Source organism: Chryseobacterium sp. D764, from assembly GCF_019317325.1.
Taxonomy (GTDB): domain Bacteria; phylum Bacteroidota; class Bacteroidia; order Flavobacteriales; family Weeksellaceae; genus Chryseobacterium.
Genome location: NZ_CP079219.1, coordinates 3893836 through 3912601 on the forward strand (window position 1 = coordinate 3893836; position 18766 = coordinate 3912601).

General features: G+C 35.9%; 18 protein-coding genes. 10 read left to right on the forward strand and 8 right to left on the reverse strand.

Annotated elements, in window-relative coordinates:
- Positions 1-54 precede the first annotated feature (54 nt).
- From KYG33_RS17695 to clpB, 8 genes are all read right to left on the reverse strand, one after another.
- Positions 55-1068, reverse strand: coding sequence for a zinc metalloprotease (locus tag KYG33_RS17695; protein WP_077413761.1), 1014 nt, complete (start codon positions 1066-1068; stop codon positions 55-57).
- Positions 1069-1569: 501 nt separating this feature from the next.
- Positions 1570-2574, reverse strand: coding sequence for a zinc metalloprotease (locus KYG33_RS17700; RefSeq protein ID WP_077413798.1), 1005 nt, complete (start codon positions 2572-2574; stop codon positions 1570-1572).
- A 250-nt stretch (positions 2575-2824) separates the two neighbouring features.
- Positions 2825-3466: a response regulator transcription factor gene (locus tag KYG33_RS17705; protein WP_077413760.1), complete on the reverse strand. Its 642-nt coding sequence runs from the start codon at positions 3464-3466 to the stop codon at positions 2825-2827.
- Positions 3463-4248 carry a sensor histidine kinase gene (locus KYG33_RS17710; RefSeq protein ID WP_077413759.1) on the reverse strand — a complete coding sequence of 262 codons (786 nt, stop codon included), beginning with the start codon at positions 4246-4248 and terminating at the stop codon, positions 3463-3465. The genes KYG33_RS17705 and KYG33_RS17710 overlap by 4 nt, the downstream gene beginning before the upstream one ends.
- Complete coding sequence (locus KYG33_RS17715; RefSeq protein ID WP_077413758.1) at positions 4227-4871, reverse strand: hypothetical protein; 645 nt, start codon at positions 4869-4871, stop codon at positions 4227-4229. Before KYG33_RS17715 ends, KYG33_RS17710 begins: the two co-directional genes overlap by 22 nt.
- 27 nt (positions 4872-4898) lie before the next feature.
- On the reverse strand, positions 4899-5429 hold the full coding sequence (locus KYG33_RS17720; protein ID WP_077413757.1) for a hypothetical protein: 531 nt from the start codon (positions 5427-5429) through the stop codon (positions 4899-4901).
- Positions 5430-5923: 494 nt separating this feature from the next.
- Complete coding sequence (locus tag KYG33_RS17725) at positions 5924-6829, reverse strand: hypothetical protein (protein ID WP_219072147.1); 906 nt, start codon at positions 6827-6829, stop codon at positions 5924-5926.
- A 101-nt stretch (positions 6830-6930) separates the two neighbouring features.
- Positions 6931-9525 carry an ATP-dependent chaperone ClpB gene (gene clpB, locus KYG33_RS17730; protein ID WP_219072148.1) on the reverse strand — a complete coding sequence of 865 codons (2595 nt, stop codon included), beginning with the start codon at positions 9523-9525 and terminating at the stop codon, positions 6931-6933.
- 370 nt (positions 9526-9895) lie between these two features.
- Between clpB and KYG33_RS17735 the strand changes: the two genes are divergently transcribed.
- From KYG33_RS17735 to KYG33_RS17780, 10 genes are all read left to right on the forward strand, one after another.
- Positions 9896-10474 (forward strand): TetR/AcrR family transcriptional regulator, encoded by a 579-nt coding sequence (locus tag KYG33_RS17735; RefSeq protein ID WP_077413754.1) that lies wholly within the window; start codon positions 9896-9898, stop codon positions 10472-10474.
- A 172-nt stretch (positions 10475-10646) separates the two neighbouring features.
- Entirely contained in the window at positions 10647-11963 is a 1317-nt protein-coding gene (locus KYG33_RS17740; protein ID WP_077413753.1) for a phenylacetate--CoA ligase family protein, read from the forward strand.
- Positions 11963-13048: a 2Fe-2S iron-sulfur cluster-binding protein gene (locus KYG33_RS17745; protein ID WP_219072149.1), complete on the forward strand. Its 1086-nt coding sequence runs from the start codon at positions 11963-11965 to the stop codon at positions 13046-13048. The genes KYG33_RS17740 and KYG33_RS17745 overlap by 1 nt, the downstream gene beginning before the upstream one ends.
- 91 nt (positions 13049-13139) lie before the next feature.
- Entirely contained in the window at positions 13140-14078 is a 939-nt protein-coding gene (gene paaA, locus KYG33_RS17750) for a 1,2-phenylacetyl-CoA epoxidase subunit PaaA (protein ID WP_219072150.1), read from the forward strand.
- Between the two features lie 111 nt (positions 14079-14189).
- Entirely contained in the window at positions 14190-14471 is a 282-nt protein-coding gene (gene paaB / locus KYG33_RS17755; RefSeq protein ID WP_039364405.1) for a 1,2-phenylacetyl-CoA epoxidase subunit PaaB, read from the forward strand.
- Between the two features lie 88 nt (positions 14472-14559).
- Positions 14560-15309 carry a 1,2-phenylacetyl-CoA epoxidase subunit PaaC gene (gene paaC, locus KYG33_RS17760; protein ID WP_219072151.1) on the forward strand — a complete coding sequence of 250 codons (750 nt, stop codon included), beginning with the start codon at positions 14560-14562 and terminating at the stop codon, positions 15307-15309.
- 6 nt (positions 15310-15315) lie between these two features.
- Positions 15316-16125, forward strand: a complete 810-nt coding sequence (locus KYG33_RS17765; protein WP_077413749.1) for an alpha/beta hydrolase — start codon at positions 15316-15318, stop codon at positions 16123-16125.
- Between the two features lie 3 nt (positions 16126-16128).
- Entirely contained in the window at positions 16129-16593 is a 465-nt protein-coding gene (gene paaD, locus KYG33_RS17770; RefSeq protein WP_047373936.1) for a 1,2-phenylacetyl-CoA epoxidase subunit PaaD, read from the forward strand.
- Between the two features lie 141 nt (positions 16594-16734).
- The gene (locus tag KYG33_RS17775; protein ID WP_047382975.1) at positions 16735-17535 is read left to right on the forward strand and encodes an enoyl-CoA hydratase/isomerase family protein; all 801 of its coding nucleotides are present in this window, start codon (positions 16735-16737) and stop codon (positions 17533-17535) included.
- 93 nt (positions 17536-17628) lie between these two features.
- The gene (locus KYG33_RS17780) at positions 17629-18759 is read left to right on the forward strand and encodes a 3-hydroxyacyl-CoA dehydrogenase NAD-binding domain-containing protein (protein WP_077413748.1); all 1131 of its coding nucleotides are present in this window, start codon (positions 17629-17631) and stop codon (positions 18757-18759) included.
- Positions 18760-18766 lie beyond the last annotated feature (7 nt).

Consider the following 18766-nt stretch of genomic DNA (forward strand, 5'->3'; position numbering starts at 1 on the left):
AAAATTGAGATAGACTATTTTAATGTTTTTATAATATTTAAACTATGGAGTTGATTATCTTAAACCAGATCTTGGTCCGGATGCTGCTACTACAGCCTGCATTCTTGTTTTTTGATTAGCAGAGAACATTACCATAGATTTGTCGTCTACATAATCCATATAGTTCATAAACATCTGAGAGCGGCTTACTCCTCCACAAATTCTGTTTAAAGGATAAGTAGGGTTTCCGTAGTTAGGGCCAGGAGATGTAGGAGTGTCATTAGAGTAATCTGTTTGGCAGCCTGTATCGGATGATCCCCAAAGGTGTGGTAGATTTAGGTAGTGTCCTACTTCATGAGTTACTGTTCTTCCTAAGTTGAACGGAGCGGAAGCACCGGTTTTTCCTATATACTGATAACCTATTACAAGACCGTCATACCATTGTCCTGCATTTTCCGGGTAATAAGCATATCCTAAAGTTCCTGGTTGGTTATTTTCGTCAAGTATTGAATTCACAACCCATATATTCATGTTTTTAGTCACATCAGTAGCATCAATACCACCTGTGCTTGCCTTTTTCATTTGTTCAAGATCAGATCTCCAGCCTGTTTTTGTACTTTGTTTACGATTGGTAGCAACTAATTTGAATCGGATTTTTACATCTCCTGCCGCTGAAGGCTGAAATGCCGAAGGAATTTTATTGATGTCAGAATTGGTAGCACCATAATCAGCATTCAGTACAGCAATTTGTTCAGCGATTCTTGCATCGGAAACATTTTGAGCGGAAGTGTTGTAAATTACATTAAAAACCACCGGAATCTCAACAGTTCCATCTGCAAGAACTTTTCCCAATTTAAGGTTTTCAGTAAATTTTTCAGTACTGAACTCAATGTCTGCCATTTTTTGTTTTAGCGCAGGATTTTTCAGAAGCATTGCCTGTCTTATTCCTTCTGAAGGACAGCTTCTTTTAAGAGCACTTGGAGCGGAGGTTTCCTGATCCAGGGGCGTTTCATTTTGATTACTTAAGTTGTCAGTGTTACATGCCGACATAAAGCCCAGAACCAGGGCTCCGAATAAGAATTTTTTCATATCGTTATAATATAATTTGGTTGAGGTTGTGAAATTATATTATTTGAAATTGATATGCAAATTATTTTGTAAAATATTTGATAAATGTTTATTTAATGGTTGTTTTAGTTGCGTTTATTGTAACTTAATTTAACTTTTATTGAATTTTAATTAATTTAATTAATTTGTTTTATATTTCACGCTTAAGTGTGTTTTTTAAGTGTAAATAATTTTATATTCTACATAATTTGTAGGATATTATTCTTTAAAAATTTGTCCATGGAAATATCTTAAAAAACATAATTAAAGCCATATGTTTCTTCCATTATTTTGTTTTTTTTTACTGAATTATTTGTTTTTAAAGAAATAACTTAAGCTTATTTCAGGCTTTTTATGTGAATAAATTGCCTGAGCTACTACATAGAATCGTATTTCTGAATTTTAATCTAGAAGATGGGTACAAAAAAATCTATCCCGTTTTGTGGGATAGATTTTAAAATATAAGTAAAAAAGATGTTTTAATTAATATACTCTCAACCCGGATCTTGCTCCTGAAGAGGCCACTACAGACTGCATTCTTGTTTTTTGCCCTGATGAGAACATGAACATAGCTGCGTCATCTACATAATCCATATAGTTCATAAACATTACAGATCTTTGTACACCGCTGCAAGTATTGTATAGAGGATAAGAAGGCTTTCCGTAATTTGCTGTAGTTTGTGTAGGAGTATCACTTACCAGGTCATTTCCGCAATTAGCATCTCCCCAGATGTGTCTTAAGTTTAAATAATGTCCTACTTCATGGGTTGCTGTTCTTCCCAGGTTGAAAGGCGAAGATGCACCGGTTTTTCCAAAATATGGAGCAGCAATTACAACACCGTCATTCCAGAGACCTGCAGATTCAGGGAAAGTTGCATATCCGAGAATTGTACGTCCCTGACTGGTCATTTTGCCTACCACCCATAAATTTAAATAATTAGTAGGATTAGTTGCGTCAATTCCTCCTTTAGAGGCTTTTTTCATATCATCATTGGTAGCCCAGCTGGTTTTTGAAGTAGATTTTCTAACAGTATTCACCAGTCTGAATTTTACTTTCGTGTCACCAGAACTTACAGTTTGGAATTCGGTTGGAATTTTGCTGGCATCACTGTTGGTGCCGGAATAATCAGCATTTAATACCGCAATTTGCTCAGCAATTCTTGCGTCAGAAACGTTTTCAGCTGTAGTTTTGTAGATGACATTCATTACAACTGGAATTTCTACAGTACCATCAGCTAGAACTTTTCCAAACTTTATATCATTGGCGAATTTTTCTGTATTGGTTTCTAATGCTGCAAATCTTTGCTGAAGTTCAGGACTTTTTTTCAAGGCTTCCTGTCTGATTTCCTCAGAAGCACAGCCTCTTTGAGCAAAGCCTGCTGTAGTTACTGCTTCGTCAGTTGTGTTTTCATTTTGATTGGTGATGTTGTCATTGTTACATGCAGACATTACACTGAGCATAAGAGCTCCAAATAATAGTTTTTTCATATCAAAAATCATTTAGGTTGAGGATGTGAAAATATATTATTTAAAATTGATATGCAAATGTTTTTTAAATTTATTTATTAAATCAATATGTATTACTGTGTTTTATTGATTTTAATTTATAATTATATTGAATGTTTTAAATTTTAATCAATTTCATGTGGTTTGTTAGCGCATTTTATGGTTTTGTGTTTTTTTTAAGAATAAATTTCGCTTAAATTTATTTTTTTAAGAATTTTTTCGTGATTAAAGTTTAGTTTGCAAAGCCATTTTTAATAGCGAAAACAGCGAGCCCAACACGGGTTTTCAAATCCAGCTTTTCACAAAGCTGATCGCGGTAGCTTTCTACTGTTCTTGGGCTGCAGCACATTCTGTCTGCAATTTCCTTATAGCTGAGTTCTGTTACGGTGTACTTTAGAAATTCTTTTTCTCTGTCAGAAATTCTTACGGCAATTTCAGTTTCTGATTCTTTATTAAGATTAGAGAAAATAATTTTTGATGCCCAGTCCGGATAAAAGAAGCCATCACTGTTCAATCGGGTAAGAGCTGTTTCCAGATCTCTTGGGTGTGTGTTTTTTAGTAGATAGCCTTTTGCACCGCTTTTGATCATTTTAATCACGCTGTTGTCATCTCCCTGCATACTAAGCGCCATGATTTTAATACCGGGGTGATTTTTTGTAAGCCAGGCAGCGGTTTCAAAACCATCCATAATCGGCATACTGATGTCTAAAAGAATAATATCAGGAATTGAATTGCCTTCTTCAAGTTTTTGGATGAGGTCTTTTCCGTTTTCGCATACATAGATTACTTCAAATTCATTGAAATTTCCAATAATCCCTTCCAGAGCCTTGGCTATAAGTATATGATCGTCAACAATTACAATAGATTTCTTCATGACTGTTTTTTTAAGATAATATTGAGTTGGGTTCCCGTATTTTCATGGCTTTCCATGTGAAAACTGGCTCCTATGATTTCTGCTCTGTTTTTCATATTGGTAAGACCTATTCCGTTGGACTTAATCTGCGAAGTATCAAATCCGGTTCCGTCATCACGAATATTAAGTTCCCAAAGGATATCTTCAGAGGTATTGAGGGTGATAAAAATATTTTTACAACCGGAATGTTTTATACTATTCTGAATAAACTCCTGGGTGATTCTGAGCAATACATTTTTATGAACAAAACCTAAGTCGAGTTGCTTAAAATTATGTTCAAAGCTTACATGACACTTTTTGAAAGAATTGGTATTGTCTACCTCCTCCTGTATCAAAGTTACAATTTCCTTCTGGTTGATGTTGTCATCAGTCAGTGTTTTTGACAAACTTCTAAGATCTTGCAATGACTGGTTGATGATCTGAGATACCTGATCAATTCTTTCGTTTGCTTCAGGAACCTTATTTTCATAAAGCATCTGCTGTACATAGAGACTTACCAGTGTCAGTTTTTGACCGATGTTGTCATGCAGTTCCCGACCGATCTGCTGCATGGTGGCTTGTTGGATCTCCAGTTGGGTAGACAAAAGCTCTCTCTGATGAAGTTCATTTTTCATCTCGATTTCATTCAGATATTCTCTTTTTCGCTGTCTGTAACTTCGGATATAGATTAATACAGCTGTTACAAACATCACAAAGAGTATGTTGAATAGAATGATAACTATTAAGAGTTCTGTTTTCCCCATATAAATGAACTTGCAAATAAGATATACATCACTGAAACTGAGATCAGGAAATAACTGAAATAGATATCCCAAATTTCCTTGTATTTTACCAGAAGTGATAAAAATGCCATGAAGGGTAATGTTCCTATATATGATAGCGTAATTCCAAGATTAATATAAAACATTTTGTTTTTATTGAAATTGAGAATCTCTTGTGAAGTAATTTGTTTGTAATACTCCATGATTACCAAAAGCATCAAAATAAGACAGCCAAAAGTATAGTTGAAAGCAAATACAATTTTACTTTTGGAAAAATATAATTCATTGGGAATAAATGAAAGCAGATATAAAATGGATATTATCCAAAATAGCTTGGGCTTTCCTAAAGATTTCGCAGCATATAGCCAGTAAAAAAATATAAACTGGATTGGCATTAAAAGATAGTTATAGTACTGAGCTTTGGTAAAATGAACAAAACTTCCCCACTTGCCATAAGCTTCCCCAAGAAAAATAAATACCAGATAAAACACAAAAAGTTTCCAATGTTGTTCTTTTAAACGGTTATAATGGAAAATTGCTATGACTGCAGCAAGTCCTTCAGCCCAAAGCAGACTTTTTTGTGCAAATTCCTGGAATTCTGTCATACAGTTCTAAATATGATATATTTACAATTAATAAGACTGACCGATAGGAGCTTTTGGCGGGACAAGTATTCCGTTATTTTCTCCAAGACTGGTATCATCATCTTCTCCCGTGACTTTGTTGGATTTGTTGGCTAATGCAAAAGATTTTCCTTCTGCACTTTGAAAAGGATTGAAATCATAATCAATAAGTTCTCCTGTTTCATCGGCTTTTTTTAATGTTGGGACCATTACTAGAGTGTGCCTTCCTGCGTATTCTATCGGAACAGGGTGTGATTCCATAATAGACCAGTTTTCCTGTTTCGGATAAGTAGCATAATAAAATCTGATCCCTAAATCTTCCGTAGATGTAGCTGGGTTTGCTTTGGCGGCTTCAGCTTCAATATTGGCAATAAAACTTTTTAATTTCGGAAGGTCAAACCAAATGGAATGAGCGTCATCTATTCCTAATGCGGTATTAATCGCATTGAGATGATTTTGACGGTAATTGTCAATCAGAGCCTGGATAAGACTATTTGACATTGTTCCAGGTTGTAGCGGATTATTTGATTCTGTATTCATAGCTTAGCAGTATTTTACGGATGAAATTCAATTAATATGCAAATCTCGGAAAAAATATGCTAGAAAATGTATTCGCGAATAGGGAATTATACTGTTATTTTTACCGTGTTTTTACGGATTGTATGTGAAGTATAATAGTTTTGGGAGAAAGAAAGGCCAGATTGATCCCATAAAAAAACGGAGAAGATCTCCGTTTATATTAAATACATCCGTAATGTTTTGGATCCCTGCAGATTAACCCTGCTGTGCAACATAGGCCGATAGGGCAGTTCCAGTACTCATCACATGATATCATTGATGGAAGTACTCCGCCTTCAATTTTCTTTAATTCGTTTCTTTTTAGCTTTTTCATACTGATTTTGGTATTAGTTATTGATTTGTAAGCTAAATATAGTATTATTTCACTTACCAAGGATAAAAAAAGATGTTGAATTATTAGGCAGAAAAAAATTATTAAGAAGAATCCCAAAGACTTTTTATTTCAAAGGTGTGGACTATTCCTGCATTTTAAAGTCGCGGATGTTAATTAATTGTAGTGTTTTGTCATTGATTTTCAGTTCTATTCGTGAGGTTACCGTCCAATAGGTTACAAACCATATAGAAACCTTGTCATCATTTTTAAATTTTTGAATGGTTTTCTGGGCATATTTTAAATAATTTGCTGTCATTTCTTTGGCCTGAATATCGCTTATCCCGTCATTATTCCTTTTGATATTATTAAGTATATATTGTTGTATTAATTGGTCACTGGCTGCAATCACCTTGGCTTTGCTGTGTTTGAAGTCTTTTTCCCAGTCAGCTTCAAACAAAAGTTTTCCAATAACATTATATTCTTTTGAAAGTCCCGTTATCTCTTTTTCAGCTCCTTCCTGTGACGGAAGAATGAAGGAATCGGTTCTTTTCAGTTGTCCATTGCTGTTGAAGTATTGATTAGCTGTAGCAATTTTTTTATTATGAAGATATTCACTGTCTGTATCTTTTGCAAATGAATATTCTATTGTTAAATCTTTATTATTGAAAAGAATCAGTTTTGAATCATCAGAATAGTAAAAATCATATCCTTTCCTGTTCATGGTGAAGTAGGCATATTGCAGATAATATTGTCTGTTACTTTCTGCATTCTGAAGCACTTCTTTGGTAATTGCAGATGGATCAACTCCTTTTCTGATCCATTCCTGTCTTATGATCTCGTGCTTTATGATATTTACACTATCCAGTTTTCTTTTTGAATAATAGAATCTGCCTTCATGAACAATATCAGGGTTATGTTTTATTGCATCAAGATATTCTGTACGCATATTCTGGTAATCGGTGAGTGAAAATGGAGATGTCAGTTTATTCTGAGCGTTGACCAGAAGTGAGATCAAGAAAAATGATAAGGTGATTAATTTTATATACATCAGCAAAAAAAATAGTTTTTAAAAGTAGAGAAAAAAAATAAGTGCTGCAGATTTCTCTACAGCACTTATCCACAAAAATAATGTATATGAAAAAAACTATTTTATTGTTCAGTAGGTCTGAAAACCAAACCGGTTTCTACAAAATAATCCAGTGTGATTCTGTCTCCGTCATTTACTTTACCGGCAAGAATCTCTTTAGACAATTTGTTCAGAACCTCCTGCTGAATCACTCTTTTCAATGGTCTTGCCCCGAAAGCAGGATCATAACCTTTATTCATCAGATAATCTACAGCATCCTGAGTGAAAGTCATAATGATGTTTCGTTTCGATAACATTTCATTAAATCCTCTCAACTGATACTGAACGATTTTTCCGATTTCTTTTTTTCTTAAAGGCTGGAACAGTACAATTTCATCAATTCTGTTCAGGAATTCCGGACGCAGGGTTTGTTTTAAAAGATTAAAAACTTCATCTTTTGTTTTGTCCACAATTTCATCCTGATTTTCCTCTGTAAGATTCTCAAAATTCTCCTGAATAAGGTGTGAGCCTAAATTCGAGGTCATAATGATGATTGAATTTTTGAAATTTACCACACGTCCCTTATTGTCTGTCAGACGTCCGTCGTCCAAAACCTGAAGCAGGGTATTGAAAACATCCGGATGGGCTTTTTCGATCTCGTCCAAAAGCACTACAGAATAGGGTCTTCTTCTTACCGCTTCAGTCAATTGTCCGCCTTCGTCATATCCTACATATCCCGGAGGTGCTCCTACCAATCTTGAAACACTGTGACGTTCCTGATATTCACTCATATCAATTCTCGTCATATTGTTTTCATCATCGAATAAGAATTCTGCCAATGCTTTTGCAAGCTCGGTCTTACCAACTCCGGTTGTCCCCAGGAATAAGAAAGATCCGATAGGCTTTTTATCATCGCTCAATCCGGCTCTGTTCCTTCTGATAGCATCAGCAACTGCCTGAATCGCTTCATCCTGCCCAACCACTCTGTGGTGGAGTTCAGATTCCAGGTTTAATAATTTATCTCTTTCGGATTGTAATAATTTAGTTACAGGAATACCTGTCCATTTGCCAATCACTTCAGAGATATTTTCTGCAGTAACTTCTTCTTTGATCAGTTCATTCTGATGGTTTTGCATTTCAAGCTCCATCTTGGTAAATTCTTCCTCCTTTTCACGAAGTTTTCCGTATTGGATTTCCGCTACTTTTGCATAATCTCCAGATCTGGAAGCTCTTTCTGCTTCATGTTTCAGAGATTCAATATCTTTTTTGATCTGGGTAAGATCTTCACTTTTCTGTTTTTCTTTCAGCCATTTCGCATTGATCTCATTTCTCTGTTCGGAAATTTTAGCAATATCCTCTTTCAGATGATCAATTTTGGTCTGGTTGCCTTCCCTTGAAATGGCTGCCAATTCAATTTCCAGCTGCATCAGTTTCCTGTCAAGAACGTCCAGCTCTTCCGGCTTGGAATTGATTTCCATTCTCAGTTTGGCAGAAGCTTCATCAATAAGGTCGATCGCTTTATCCGGTAAGAAACGGTCTGAAATATATCTTTGAGACATTTCCACAGCAGCAATAATTGCCTCATCTTTGATTCTTACCTTATGGTGAGCTTCATATTTATCTTTAATACCACGAAGGATGGAAATAGCAGATTCAGTATCCGGTTCTTCCACCATTACTTTCTGAAAACGTCTTTCCAGCGCTTTATCTTTTTCAAAATACTTTTGGTACTCATTCAAAGTAGTTGCTCCAATTGCTCTCAATTCACCTCTTGCCAAAGCAGGTTTTAAAATGTTGGCAGCATCCATCGCTCCTTCACCACCGCCGGCACCCACCAATGTGTGGATTTCGTCGATGAAAAGTATAATCTGTCCATCAGCTTTGGTGACTTCATTCACAACGGATTTCAGACGCTCCTCAAACTCACCTTTGTATTTGGCTCCGGCGATCAAAGCTCCCATATCCAATGAGAATAACGTTTTATCCATCAGATTTTCAGGAACGTCACCGTTGATAATTCTGTGGGCAATTCCTTCGGCAATGGCTGTTTTACCTACACCCGGCTCCCCGATAAGGATTGGGTTGTTTTTTGTTCTTCTGGAAAGGATCTGTAAAACCCTTCTGATTTCTTCATCACGCCCGATTACAGGGTCCAGTTTGCCTTCTGCCGCTAACTCGTTGAAGTTTTTAGCATATTTATTTAAGGACTGGTATGTTTCTTCTGAGCTAGCAGAAGTTGCTTTACTTCCTTTTCTTAATTCTTTGATAGCACCTTCCAGCAGATTTTTGGTTACACCCATATCTTTCAGCATCTTGGATACTTCAGAGCTGGTCTCCAAAAGAGATAGCCATAAATGTTCAATCGTTACATATTCGTCACCCATTTTCTTAGCGATATTGGGTGCATCCAGCAATACTTTGTTGGCAGATTGTGAAAGGTAAATGTTTCCTCCCTGTACTTTTGGAAGTTTTTCTAAATTTTCACGGTTACGCTCTCTTACTAAATTGGCATCTGCTTCAGATTTTTTAAGTAAGAAAGGCGATATATTTTCATCTACCTGGAAGATTCCTTCAAGGAGATGTTGAGGTTCGATACTTTGGTTGCCCAATTCCATAGCAATCTGTTGTGCTGCCTGGATGGCTTCCTGTGATTTTACTGTATATTGGTTCAAGTTCATATTTTATATATTTTTGGTAATGATTTGTTCAAAGTTTAGTTTTTAAAAAACATCAAGAAACTAAATTTTAAGGCTCAGTTTCTTAATGTCATCAATTATTTAATCATTTATTCGATGACTATATCGCAAAAACTGTTCAATTATTAAATTTATAAAAAAATAGGACAAATTTTCCGGATATTGTATTTTTAACGGAAAATTAACTTGACAAAATTTCCGATTTCGTAATTATTTCTTTGAAATTCATGAACAAATAGTCAGAATCAGGTAAAATAGCCAATCAATGAAACTGAAGTTGAAGAGCCTTGTGCTTTTTATGATCAAAAAAGGAGCAGTTTAAATCAGAATAATTACTTTTGCATTTTACCAGATGGAACTAAAAGAAAAACAGAGAAAAATATTAGACGTAGCAGTAGAACTTTTCAAAGAGAAAGGGTATATGGGAAGCTCAGTAAGAGACCTGGCTACGAAACTCAATATCAAAGCAGCATCGCTGTACGCACATATCCGTTCAAAGGAAGAAATTCTGGAATGGATTTGTTTTGGCATTGCTCAGGAGTTTTTTGATGAGCTTCAGGAAGTAAAAAATACAGATATTACTCCAAGAGAAAAACTAAATCTGTTACTGGATAAGCATCTGTCTGTTGTTCTTAAAAACCGTGATGTCACTCATATTTATTCTAATGAATGGAGACATCTGGAAGAAAAGCTTCCCGAGTTCGTAGAGTTAAGAAAAAATTATCAGCAGGAAGTTGAAAAACTCATTTCTGAGATCTACAGTGCAGAAAACTGGGAACTGAAATCACCATCATTTACAACAAGATTTATTCTTCATACTTTAAACAATTCTTATTTCTGGTTCAAAAGAAGCAGTGATTCTACTGATGAAATCACTGAAGAAATCAGGGAGAAAATCCTTTTTGGATTACTTGGAAACCAGAAGATATAGTCTTTCGCAAGTAGAAATCATTAGTACATTTTACATTATACTTTTTACAAGAAAAGAAATCCCGCGTTACTTTTCTTATTTAGAATCATTCAAAATATGACAAAAGTCATAAAAATTTTGCCAGCTTATAAAATCTTTTTAAATTTACACCTAACAAATGTTAGTTAGTTTTATGGATTTTTCAGTTGAATATCTGGAGCTGGGTCAGTTGAGACAGCTTCAATCCGACCGGTTGATGAGTTTGATCAGCTATTTGGGGGAGAAGTCGGAATTTTATAAAAAGAAATTTGATGAATTACAAATATCTCCACAGGATATAAGGTCGATTGAAGATATCAGGAAACTTCCTATTACTTACAAACAGGATTTAAGAGATAACTACCCATTTGGTTTATTTACCGTTCCTAAAAATGAGCTTCAGCGTATTCATTGCTCAAGCGGAACAACAGGAAAGCCAACGGTGGTAGGATATACAAAAGAAGATGTGGACCTTTTCAGTGAAGTGGTGGCCAGATCTTTACATGCTGCAGGAGCGAAACCGGGAATGCAGCTGCACAACGCTTATGGGTATGGAATTTTCACAGGAGGATTAGGGCTTCATTACGGAGCAGAGAAACTTGGAATGAGTGTTCTTCCTATTTCGGGAGGAATGACGGCGAGACAGGTAGATCTGATTGTAGATTTTAAGCCGGAAGTGATTTGCTGCTCTCCATCATATGCTTTGACTATTGCAGATGAATTTGCCAGAAGAGGAATTTCTGCAGATGAAATCAGTCTTCAATATGCTGTGTTAGGCTCAGAACCATGGACGGAAATTATCAGAGGTCATATTGAAGAAAAATTAGGGGTTCATGCAACCAATATCTATGGGTTGAGCGAAATTATCGGCCCGGGAGTTTCAATGGAGGATTTCGAGGAAAAAGGAGGTTCTTATATCTGGGAAGATCATTTTTACCCTGAAATTTTAGATCCGGTTACCAAACAGCCGGTTCCTTTTGGAGAAGAAGGGGTGTTGGTGATTACAACGTTAACGAAAAAAGCAATGCCGCTTCTTCGTTACTGGACCAATGATATCACAAGCCTTTATTATGATGAAAATGCTAAAAGAACGATGGTGAAAATGAAACCCATTGTCGGAAGAGCAGATGATATGCTGATTGTAAGAGGTGTAAATGTCTATCCAAGCCAGATTGAAGAGGCTTTCTCTTATGTGGAAGGAGTAGTGCCTAATTATTATCTAACGCCTATCGAAAAGGAACATATGTGTATCGCTTTGGATATTGATGTTGAAATAGACGATGAGCTGGTAAAGACGCAGAAAATAGAAGCAAATACCGATGATTATTTTAATTTTGTCGGGAACTTTGGAAAAAACATAGAAAACGAAATAAAAAAACGGGTAGGAATCACAACGAAAGTGAAAGTTCATGCCCAGGACAGCCTGCCAAAGTGCGAAGGTGGAAAAATTAATAGAATACTTAAAAAATAATGAATTCATTTTATAAACTTAAAACAGTTAAAGTTCAGAAAGATACTTCCGAAGCAGTCAGTGTGGCGGTAGAAATCCCTGAAGAACTGAAAGATAAATTCAGGTTCAAACAAGGGCAGTATCTGAATTTCCGAATGATGATCAACGGAAATGAAGAAAGACGTTCTTACTCTATCTGTAATGCTCCGAGCGAGAAAAGCAATACGCTGGAAGTATTGGTAAAGCTGCTTGAAGGCGGAAAAGTATCAGGCTATTTCAATGAGCATCTTCACATGGATGAAATCCTGGAAGTAATGCCTCCGATGGGTAGTTTTAATACCTCTTATCATCCTACAAACGTAAAAACTTACGTTGGTTTGGCTGCAGGAAGCGGAATTACTCCTGTTTTATCCAATATTAAAGAAAGCCTTTATCAGGAACCCAACAGTACTGCTTACCTGTTTTACAGCAACAGAAGTATGAATCATATTTTAAGGAAAGCGGAAATTGACAGATTGGTAGAACATTTCAATGGCAGACTGAAGGTGATTTACCTGGTAAGCCGTGAAAAACATGAAGATCCTGTTTTTGAAGGAAGAATTTCTTCCGAGAAATTGGAACAGTTATTTGAAAGATATACAGATATTGATGTAAGAGAAGCTACCTATTTCATTTGCGGACCTGCAGAAATGATTAAAGGGATTGCAGACTACCTGAAAAAAGATAAAAAAGTACCTGCTATCCAGGTATTATTTGAATATTTCACTGCTCCTGATGAAGAAAATACGGAGGAAATGAGTGATGAATTCAAGGCAATTGCCAATATTGAAAGTATGGTAACGGTAATTATTGATGATGATGAATATTCGTTCCACCTTAATTCTAAAAAAGAGAGTATCTTAGATAAAGCATTGAAAGACAATCTTCCTGTACCTTTTGCATGTAAAGGAGGAGTGTGCTGTACGTGTAAAGCGGAAGTTTTGGAAGGAGAAGTTTTCATGGAGAAAAACTACGCGCTTACCGAAGAAGAAGTAGCCAGAGGCTTCGTTCTTACCTGTCAATGTCACCCGACAACGAATGTGGTGATGCTTAATTATGATGTTTAATTTTTTGTAAAATGTAAAACGTATAATGTAAAACGTATATCGAAAATACATTGTACAACCGACATTTTACTTTAGTACAAAAAACAAAAAAATGGACTTAGAAAAATTTGTACAATATGTACATGACGAAAATAAAGTAGAACCAAAAGATGTAATGCCCGATGATTACAGAAAATTATTGGTTCGTCAGATTTCACAGCACGCCCATTCTGAAATTGTAGGAATGCTGCCGGAAGCCAACTGGATCTCCAGAGCTCCTTCATTGAGAAGAAAAATGGCTCTTTTAGCAAAAGTTCAGGATGAGGCAGGCCACGGTTTATACCTTTATTCTGCAACAGAAACGTTAGGAAACGGAACTATCAGAGCTGATAGAGACGCTACTTATGATGATATGCTGGAAGGAAAAGCAAAGTACTCAAGTATCTTTAATTATCCAACGCTAAGCTGGGCGGATATCGGTGCAATCGGCTGGCTGGTAGATGGTGCAGCCATTATGAATCAGGTAATGCTGATGGGGAATTCTTACGGTCCTTATTCCAGAGCGATGGTGAAAATCTGTAAAGAAGAATCTTTCCACCAAAGACAGGGATATGAGATTCTAATGGCACTTTGCCGTGGTACCAAACAGCAGAAAGAAATGGCTCAGGCTTCATTAAACCGTTTCTGGTGGCCGGCTCTAATGATGTTCGGACCTAATGATGACAGCTCGCCAAACTCTAAGATCTCTATGAATTACAGAGTAAAAAGAGAAAGTAATGATAACCTTCGTCAGAGATTTATCGACGTTACTGTTTCTCAGGCTGAATTCTTAGGATTGACTGTTCCGGATAAAGACCTGAAATGGAATGAAGAAAGACAACATTATGATTTCGGAGAACTTCCCTGGGATGAATTTATGGAAATCTTAAAAGGAAACGGACCTTGCAATAAAAAGCGTATCGAAACCAAGAGAAAAGCTCAAAGAGAAAACTCTTGGGTAAAGGAAGCAGCAGCAGCTTTTGCAGAAAAACAACAAAAAGAAGTAATATAATAATGTAACAATATACCAATGTAGAAATGTAACAATCATTGTCATGCTGAGCTTGTCGAAGCATCTCATTGTTAAACTGGTACATTGATACATTGTTAAATTAATTTGACTATGGCAAATTTAGATATGTGGGAAGTGTTTATTCAAACTAAACCGGGATTATCTCACAAACACGTTGGAATTGTACAGGCACCAACAGCAGAAATGGCTTTGCAGAATGCAAGAGACGTTTATACAAGAAGAAAAGAAGGAACTTCTGTTTGGGTAGTTCCAAGTAAATATATTGTGACTTCGGAAGGTGTGGATAAAGAAGCATTCTTCGATCCGGCTGATGACAAGCTATACCGTCACCCGACGTTCTATGATATTCCAAACGATGTAAAAAATATGTAATCAATAAAGATTGTAAGATGTGAGAGATCAGATACCAGACTTTTGTCAATCTGAAATTTAACGTCTGAAATCTGAAATTTACTAAACAATGAACCCATTATATAATTATTTATTAAAACTCGCAGACGACAGTTTCATTATGGGACAGCGTTTGTCTGCATGGTGTGGTGAAGGTCCTTATTTGGAGGAAGATATTGCATTGACAAACATTGCGCTGGATGAACTAGGACAGGCTAATAACTTTTATGTTTATGCTTCAAGAGTAATAGACAATGGTAAAAGTGAAGACGATTTAGCCTTTTTAAGATACGAACACGAATATGTAAATGCACACTGGACGGAACTTCCAAACGAAGATTATGCTCAGACCATTCTGAAAGTGTACGTTTTTTCAGTGTATCAGAAACTGATGTACGAGGCATTGTCAAACTCTGCAGATGAAGAACTTTCGGCTATAGCACAAAAATCATTAAAAGAAGTAAGATATCATTATACTCATGCTGCATCCTGGATGAAAATCTTCGCACAGGGAACAGAAGAAAGTAAATTCCGTGTCGTAAAAGCAATTGAAGATATCTGGGAATATACAAAAGGTCTTTTTGCCAAAACAGAAGGTGAAGATGATCTTATTGCTTTAAACATCGTTCCGAATGCAGATGCTCTTTACGAAGAATTTCTTGTCATTACGAAGAAAGATTTTGCTGATTTCGGTTTAGAATATCCTGAAAACCCCTTCATGCAGCCTAAATCAAGAACAGGATGTCATACAGAATATTTCGGATTTATTCTTTGTGAGCTTCAGTATATGCAGAGAGTGTATCCTGGATGTACCTGGTAATAAGTCATGAAGAAGATGCTTCTGGGGATATTGGCTTTTTTTCTTGCAGCATATGTGATAGTATGTGTTGGAATCTATTTCTATCAGGAGAAAATTATTTTTTATCCTGAAAAATTACCGGAAAACTATAAATTTAAATTTGAGGGTGATTTTGAAGAAATAACAATCAAAACACAGGATAATAAGCATTTGAACTCTGTTCTGTTTAAAGCTCAAAACCCAAAAGGAGTCATCTTTTATCTTCATGGAAATGGAGGATCAATAAATGGCTGGGGAGAAGTAGCTCAGTTATATCGCAGTATGAATTATGATACGTTTATGCTTGATTATCGGGGCTACGGAAAAAGTGAAGATAAAATTAATAGTAAAGATCAGCTTTTCTCGGATGTTGAAAGTGCTTACAAAGAGCTTTTGAAAAAATATCCGGAGAACAAAATTATTATTTTAGGATATTCTGTAGGAACAGGGCTGGCTGCAAAATTAGCATCAATGCATAACGCAAGATTATTGATTTTACAGGCACCTTATTATAGTATAGAAGATGAAATGAGTCAGAAATTCTCATTTCTTCCGAAATTTCTACTGAAATATAATTTTGAAACTGGTGAATATTTAAAAAACGTTAAGTCGCCGGTAGTTATTTTTCATGGTGATAAAGATGAGGTTATTAATTATAAAGCATCTTTAAAACTTAAAGATAATTTCAAAAAAGATGACAGCTTGATTATATTAAAGAATCAGTCTCACAACGGAATAACAGATAATTTGGATTATCAGAACAGAATGAAAGTAATTCTTGATTCTGATAAAAAATAAAATATGAATCAGCTTTTAGATTTATTAAAAACAATTCCCGATCCGGAAATTCCGGTTATTGATATTGTAGAATTAGGAATTGTAAGAGATGCACAGGTCACAGGTGAAAATACATGTGAAGTAATCATTACGCCTACTTATTCTGCCTGTCCTGCTATGTTTACCATTGAGGAGGATATTATCAAAATGATGAAAGAAAACGGTTGGGATGCAAAAGTAGTGACCAAGATGTTTCCGATCTGGACAACAGATTGGTTAACGGATGAAGCGAGGGAAAAACTCCGTGTCTACGGAATCACACCTCCCGAAAAAGGAGCAGACGAACATCACATCGGAAAACCGAAAAAATGTCCGCGCTGTGGTTCTGAGCATACCAAACAGATCAGCAGATTTGGATCTACCTTGTGTAAGGCATCTTATCAATGCTTAGACTGTCTGGAGCCATTTGATTATTTTAAATGTCATTGATGAGTAATCAACCAATCTGCATAAACTTTACGCCTATGCAAAGCATAACGAAGGATTTGTTAGATTGTCAAATTATTAGACTGTTACATTAATTTATATTGTTAAATTAGTGCGTCGTTAAATAATAAATTAATAAAAACTATGTATACACAACTTGATATTGAAACGCATTTTGACGGGAAGCTTAAAATCGCATATCTTAATCAACCGGAAACAATGAACGCCCTTACCAAGCCGGCTTTATCAGATCTTAGAGATTTTGTTAAAGAATGCAGTGAAGACGAAACGGTAAGATGTGTTGCTATTTCCGGAAGGGGAAGAGCGTTTTGCTCAGGTCAGAATCTGGATGAAGCCTTTGTGGTAGGTAAAGAACACCATGATCATGACATCATTAGAAAAATTGTGGTAGACTATTATAACCCTTTAGTGTTAGAAGTTACCCGTTGCAAAAAACCGGTTATCGCTTTAGTAAACGGTCCTGCAGTGGGAGCTGGAGCAATGTTGGCTTTAATCTCTGACTTCGTTTTAGCGAATGAGAAAGCATATTTTGCTCAGGCATTTTCAAATATCGGTTTAATTCCTGATACAGGAGGAACGTACTTCTTACCGAAACTTTTAGGTAGACAATTAGCCAATTATTTAGCATTTACAGGTAAAAAATTATCTGCAGAAGAATCTAAAACTCATGGTCTTGTCGCTGAAGTTTTCACTGAAGAAGAATTCGTTCCAAAATCTATGGAAATCCTTGAAAGAATGGCGAATATGCCTACAGCTGCTCTTAAGCTTACCAAAAAAGCTTTTGCCAATTCTTATACCAATACTTTGAAAGAACAGCTTGAGCTGGAAGGAGATCTTCAGCAGGAAGCTGCAGGCACAGAAGACTTCATTGAAGGAGTAAATGCCTTTTTACAGAAAAGAAAACCTAATTATAAAGGAAGATAAATTTCGTATTAATGTATTCATGTAAAGTGTATTAATGATTTTTAAAACGATTTACATGAATACATTTTACATTAATACATTGTACAAATAAAAATGAATATTGGAATTATTGGGGCAGGAACCATGGGTGTAGGAATTGCTCAGGTGGCTGCAACAGCAGGCTGCAAAGTAGTTTTATTCGACGCTAATGCTCCGCAAATTGATAAAGCGCTTTCTGGTTTAGAAAAGACCCTTCAAAAGCTGGCTGAGAAAGGTAAAATCTCTCAGGAAAAAGCAGCAGAAATCAGAAACAATATCGTAAAAGGTGAGGCACTGCAGGATTTAAAAGATTCTGATTTGGTGATTGAAGCGATTATTGAAAACAAAGACATTAAAACCAAAGTGTTTACAGAACTTGAAAACTATGTTTCAGAAAGCTGTATACTCAGTTCCAATACCTCATCTATTTCTATCACCTCTCTTGGTGCAGAACTAAAGAAACCGGAGCGTTTCATCGGAATTCACTTTTTCAATCCGGCTCCGTTGATGCCTTTAGTGGAAGTTATTCCATCCTTATTAACAGAAAATACATTAGCAGAAAAAATATACAACCTCATGAAAGAATGGGGGAAGACTCCTGTTATTGCGAAAGATATTCCAGGGTTCATAGTCAACAGAATTGCCAGACCTTACTATGGGGAAGGGCTGAGAATTGTTGAAGAAAATATCGCTACACCGGAACAGGTGGATGACGCAATGAAAACACTGGGGAACTTCAAAATGGGACCTTTTGAATTAATGGATCTTATCGGAGTAGATGTAAACTTTGCCGTAACAACAACGGTCTATAAAGATTATTTCTACGATCCGAAATATAAACCATCATTACTTCAGCAAAGAATGTCTGAAGCAAAACTTCATGGCAGAAAAACAGGAAAAGGTTTCTACGATTATAGCGAAGGAGCAGAAAAACCTCTTGCTCAGAAAGATGATTCTTTATATCAGCAGATCTTTTTAAGAATCATTTCCATGCTGATCAACGAAGCGGTTGAAGCCAAAAGATTAGGCGTTGCTAATGACGAAGATATAGAACTGGCAATGCAGAAGGGAGTAAACTATCCAAAAGGATTATTAGGCTGGGGCAAAGAAATCGGATATACAAAAATCTCTGAAACCTTACAGAGCCTTTACGAAGAATATCAGGAAGAGAGATACAGACAAAGTCCTTTACTGAGAAAATTGTAAAGATTAA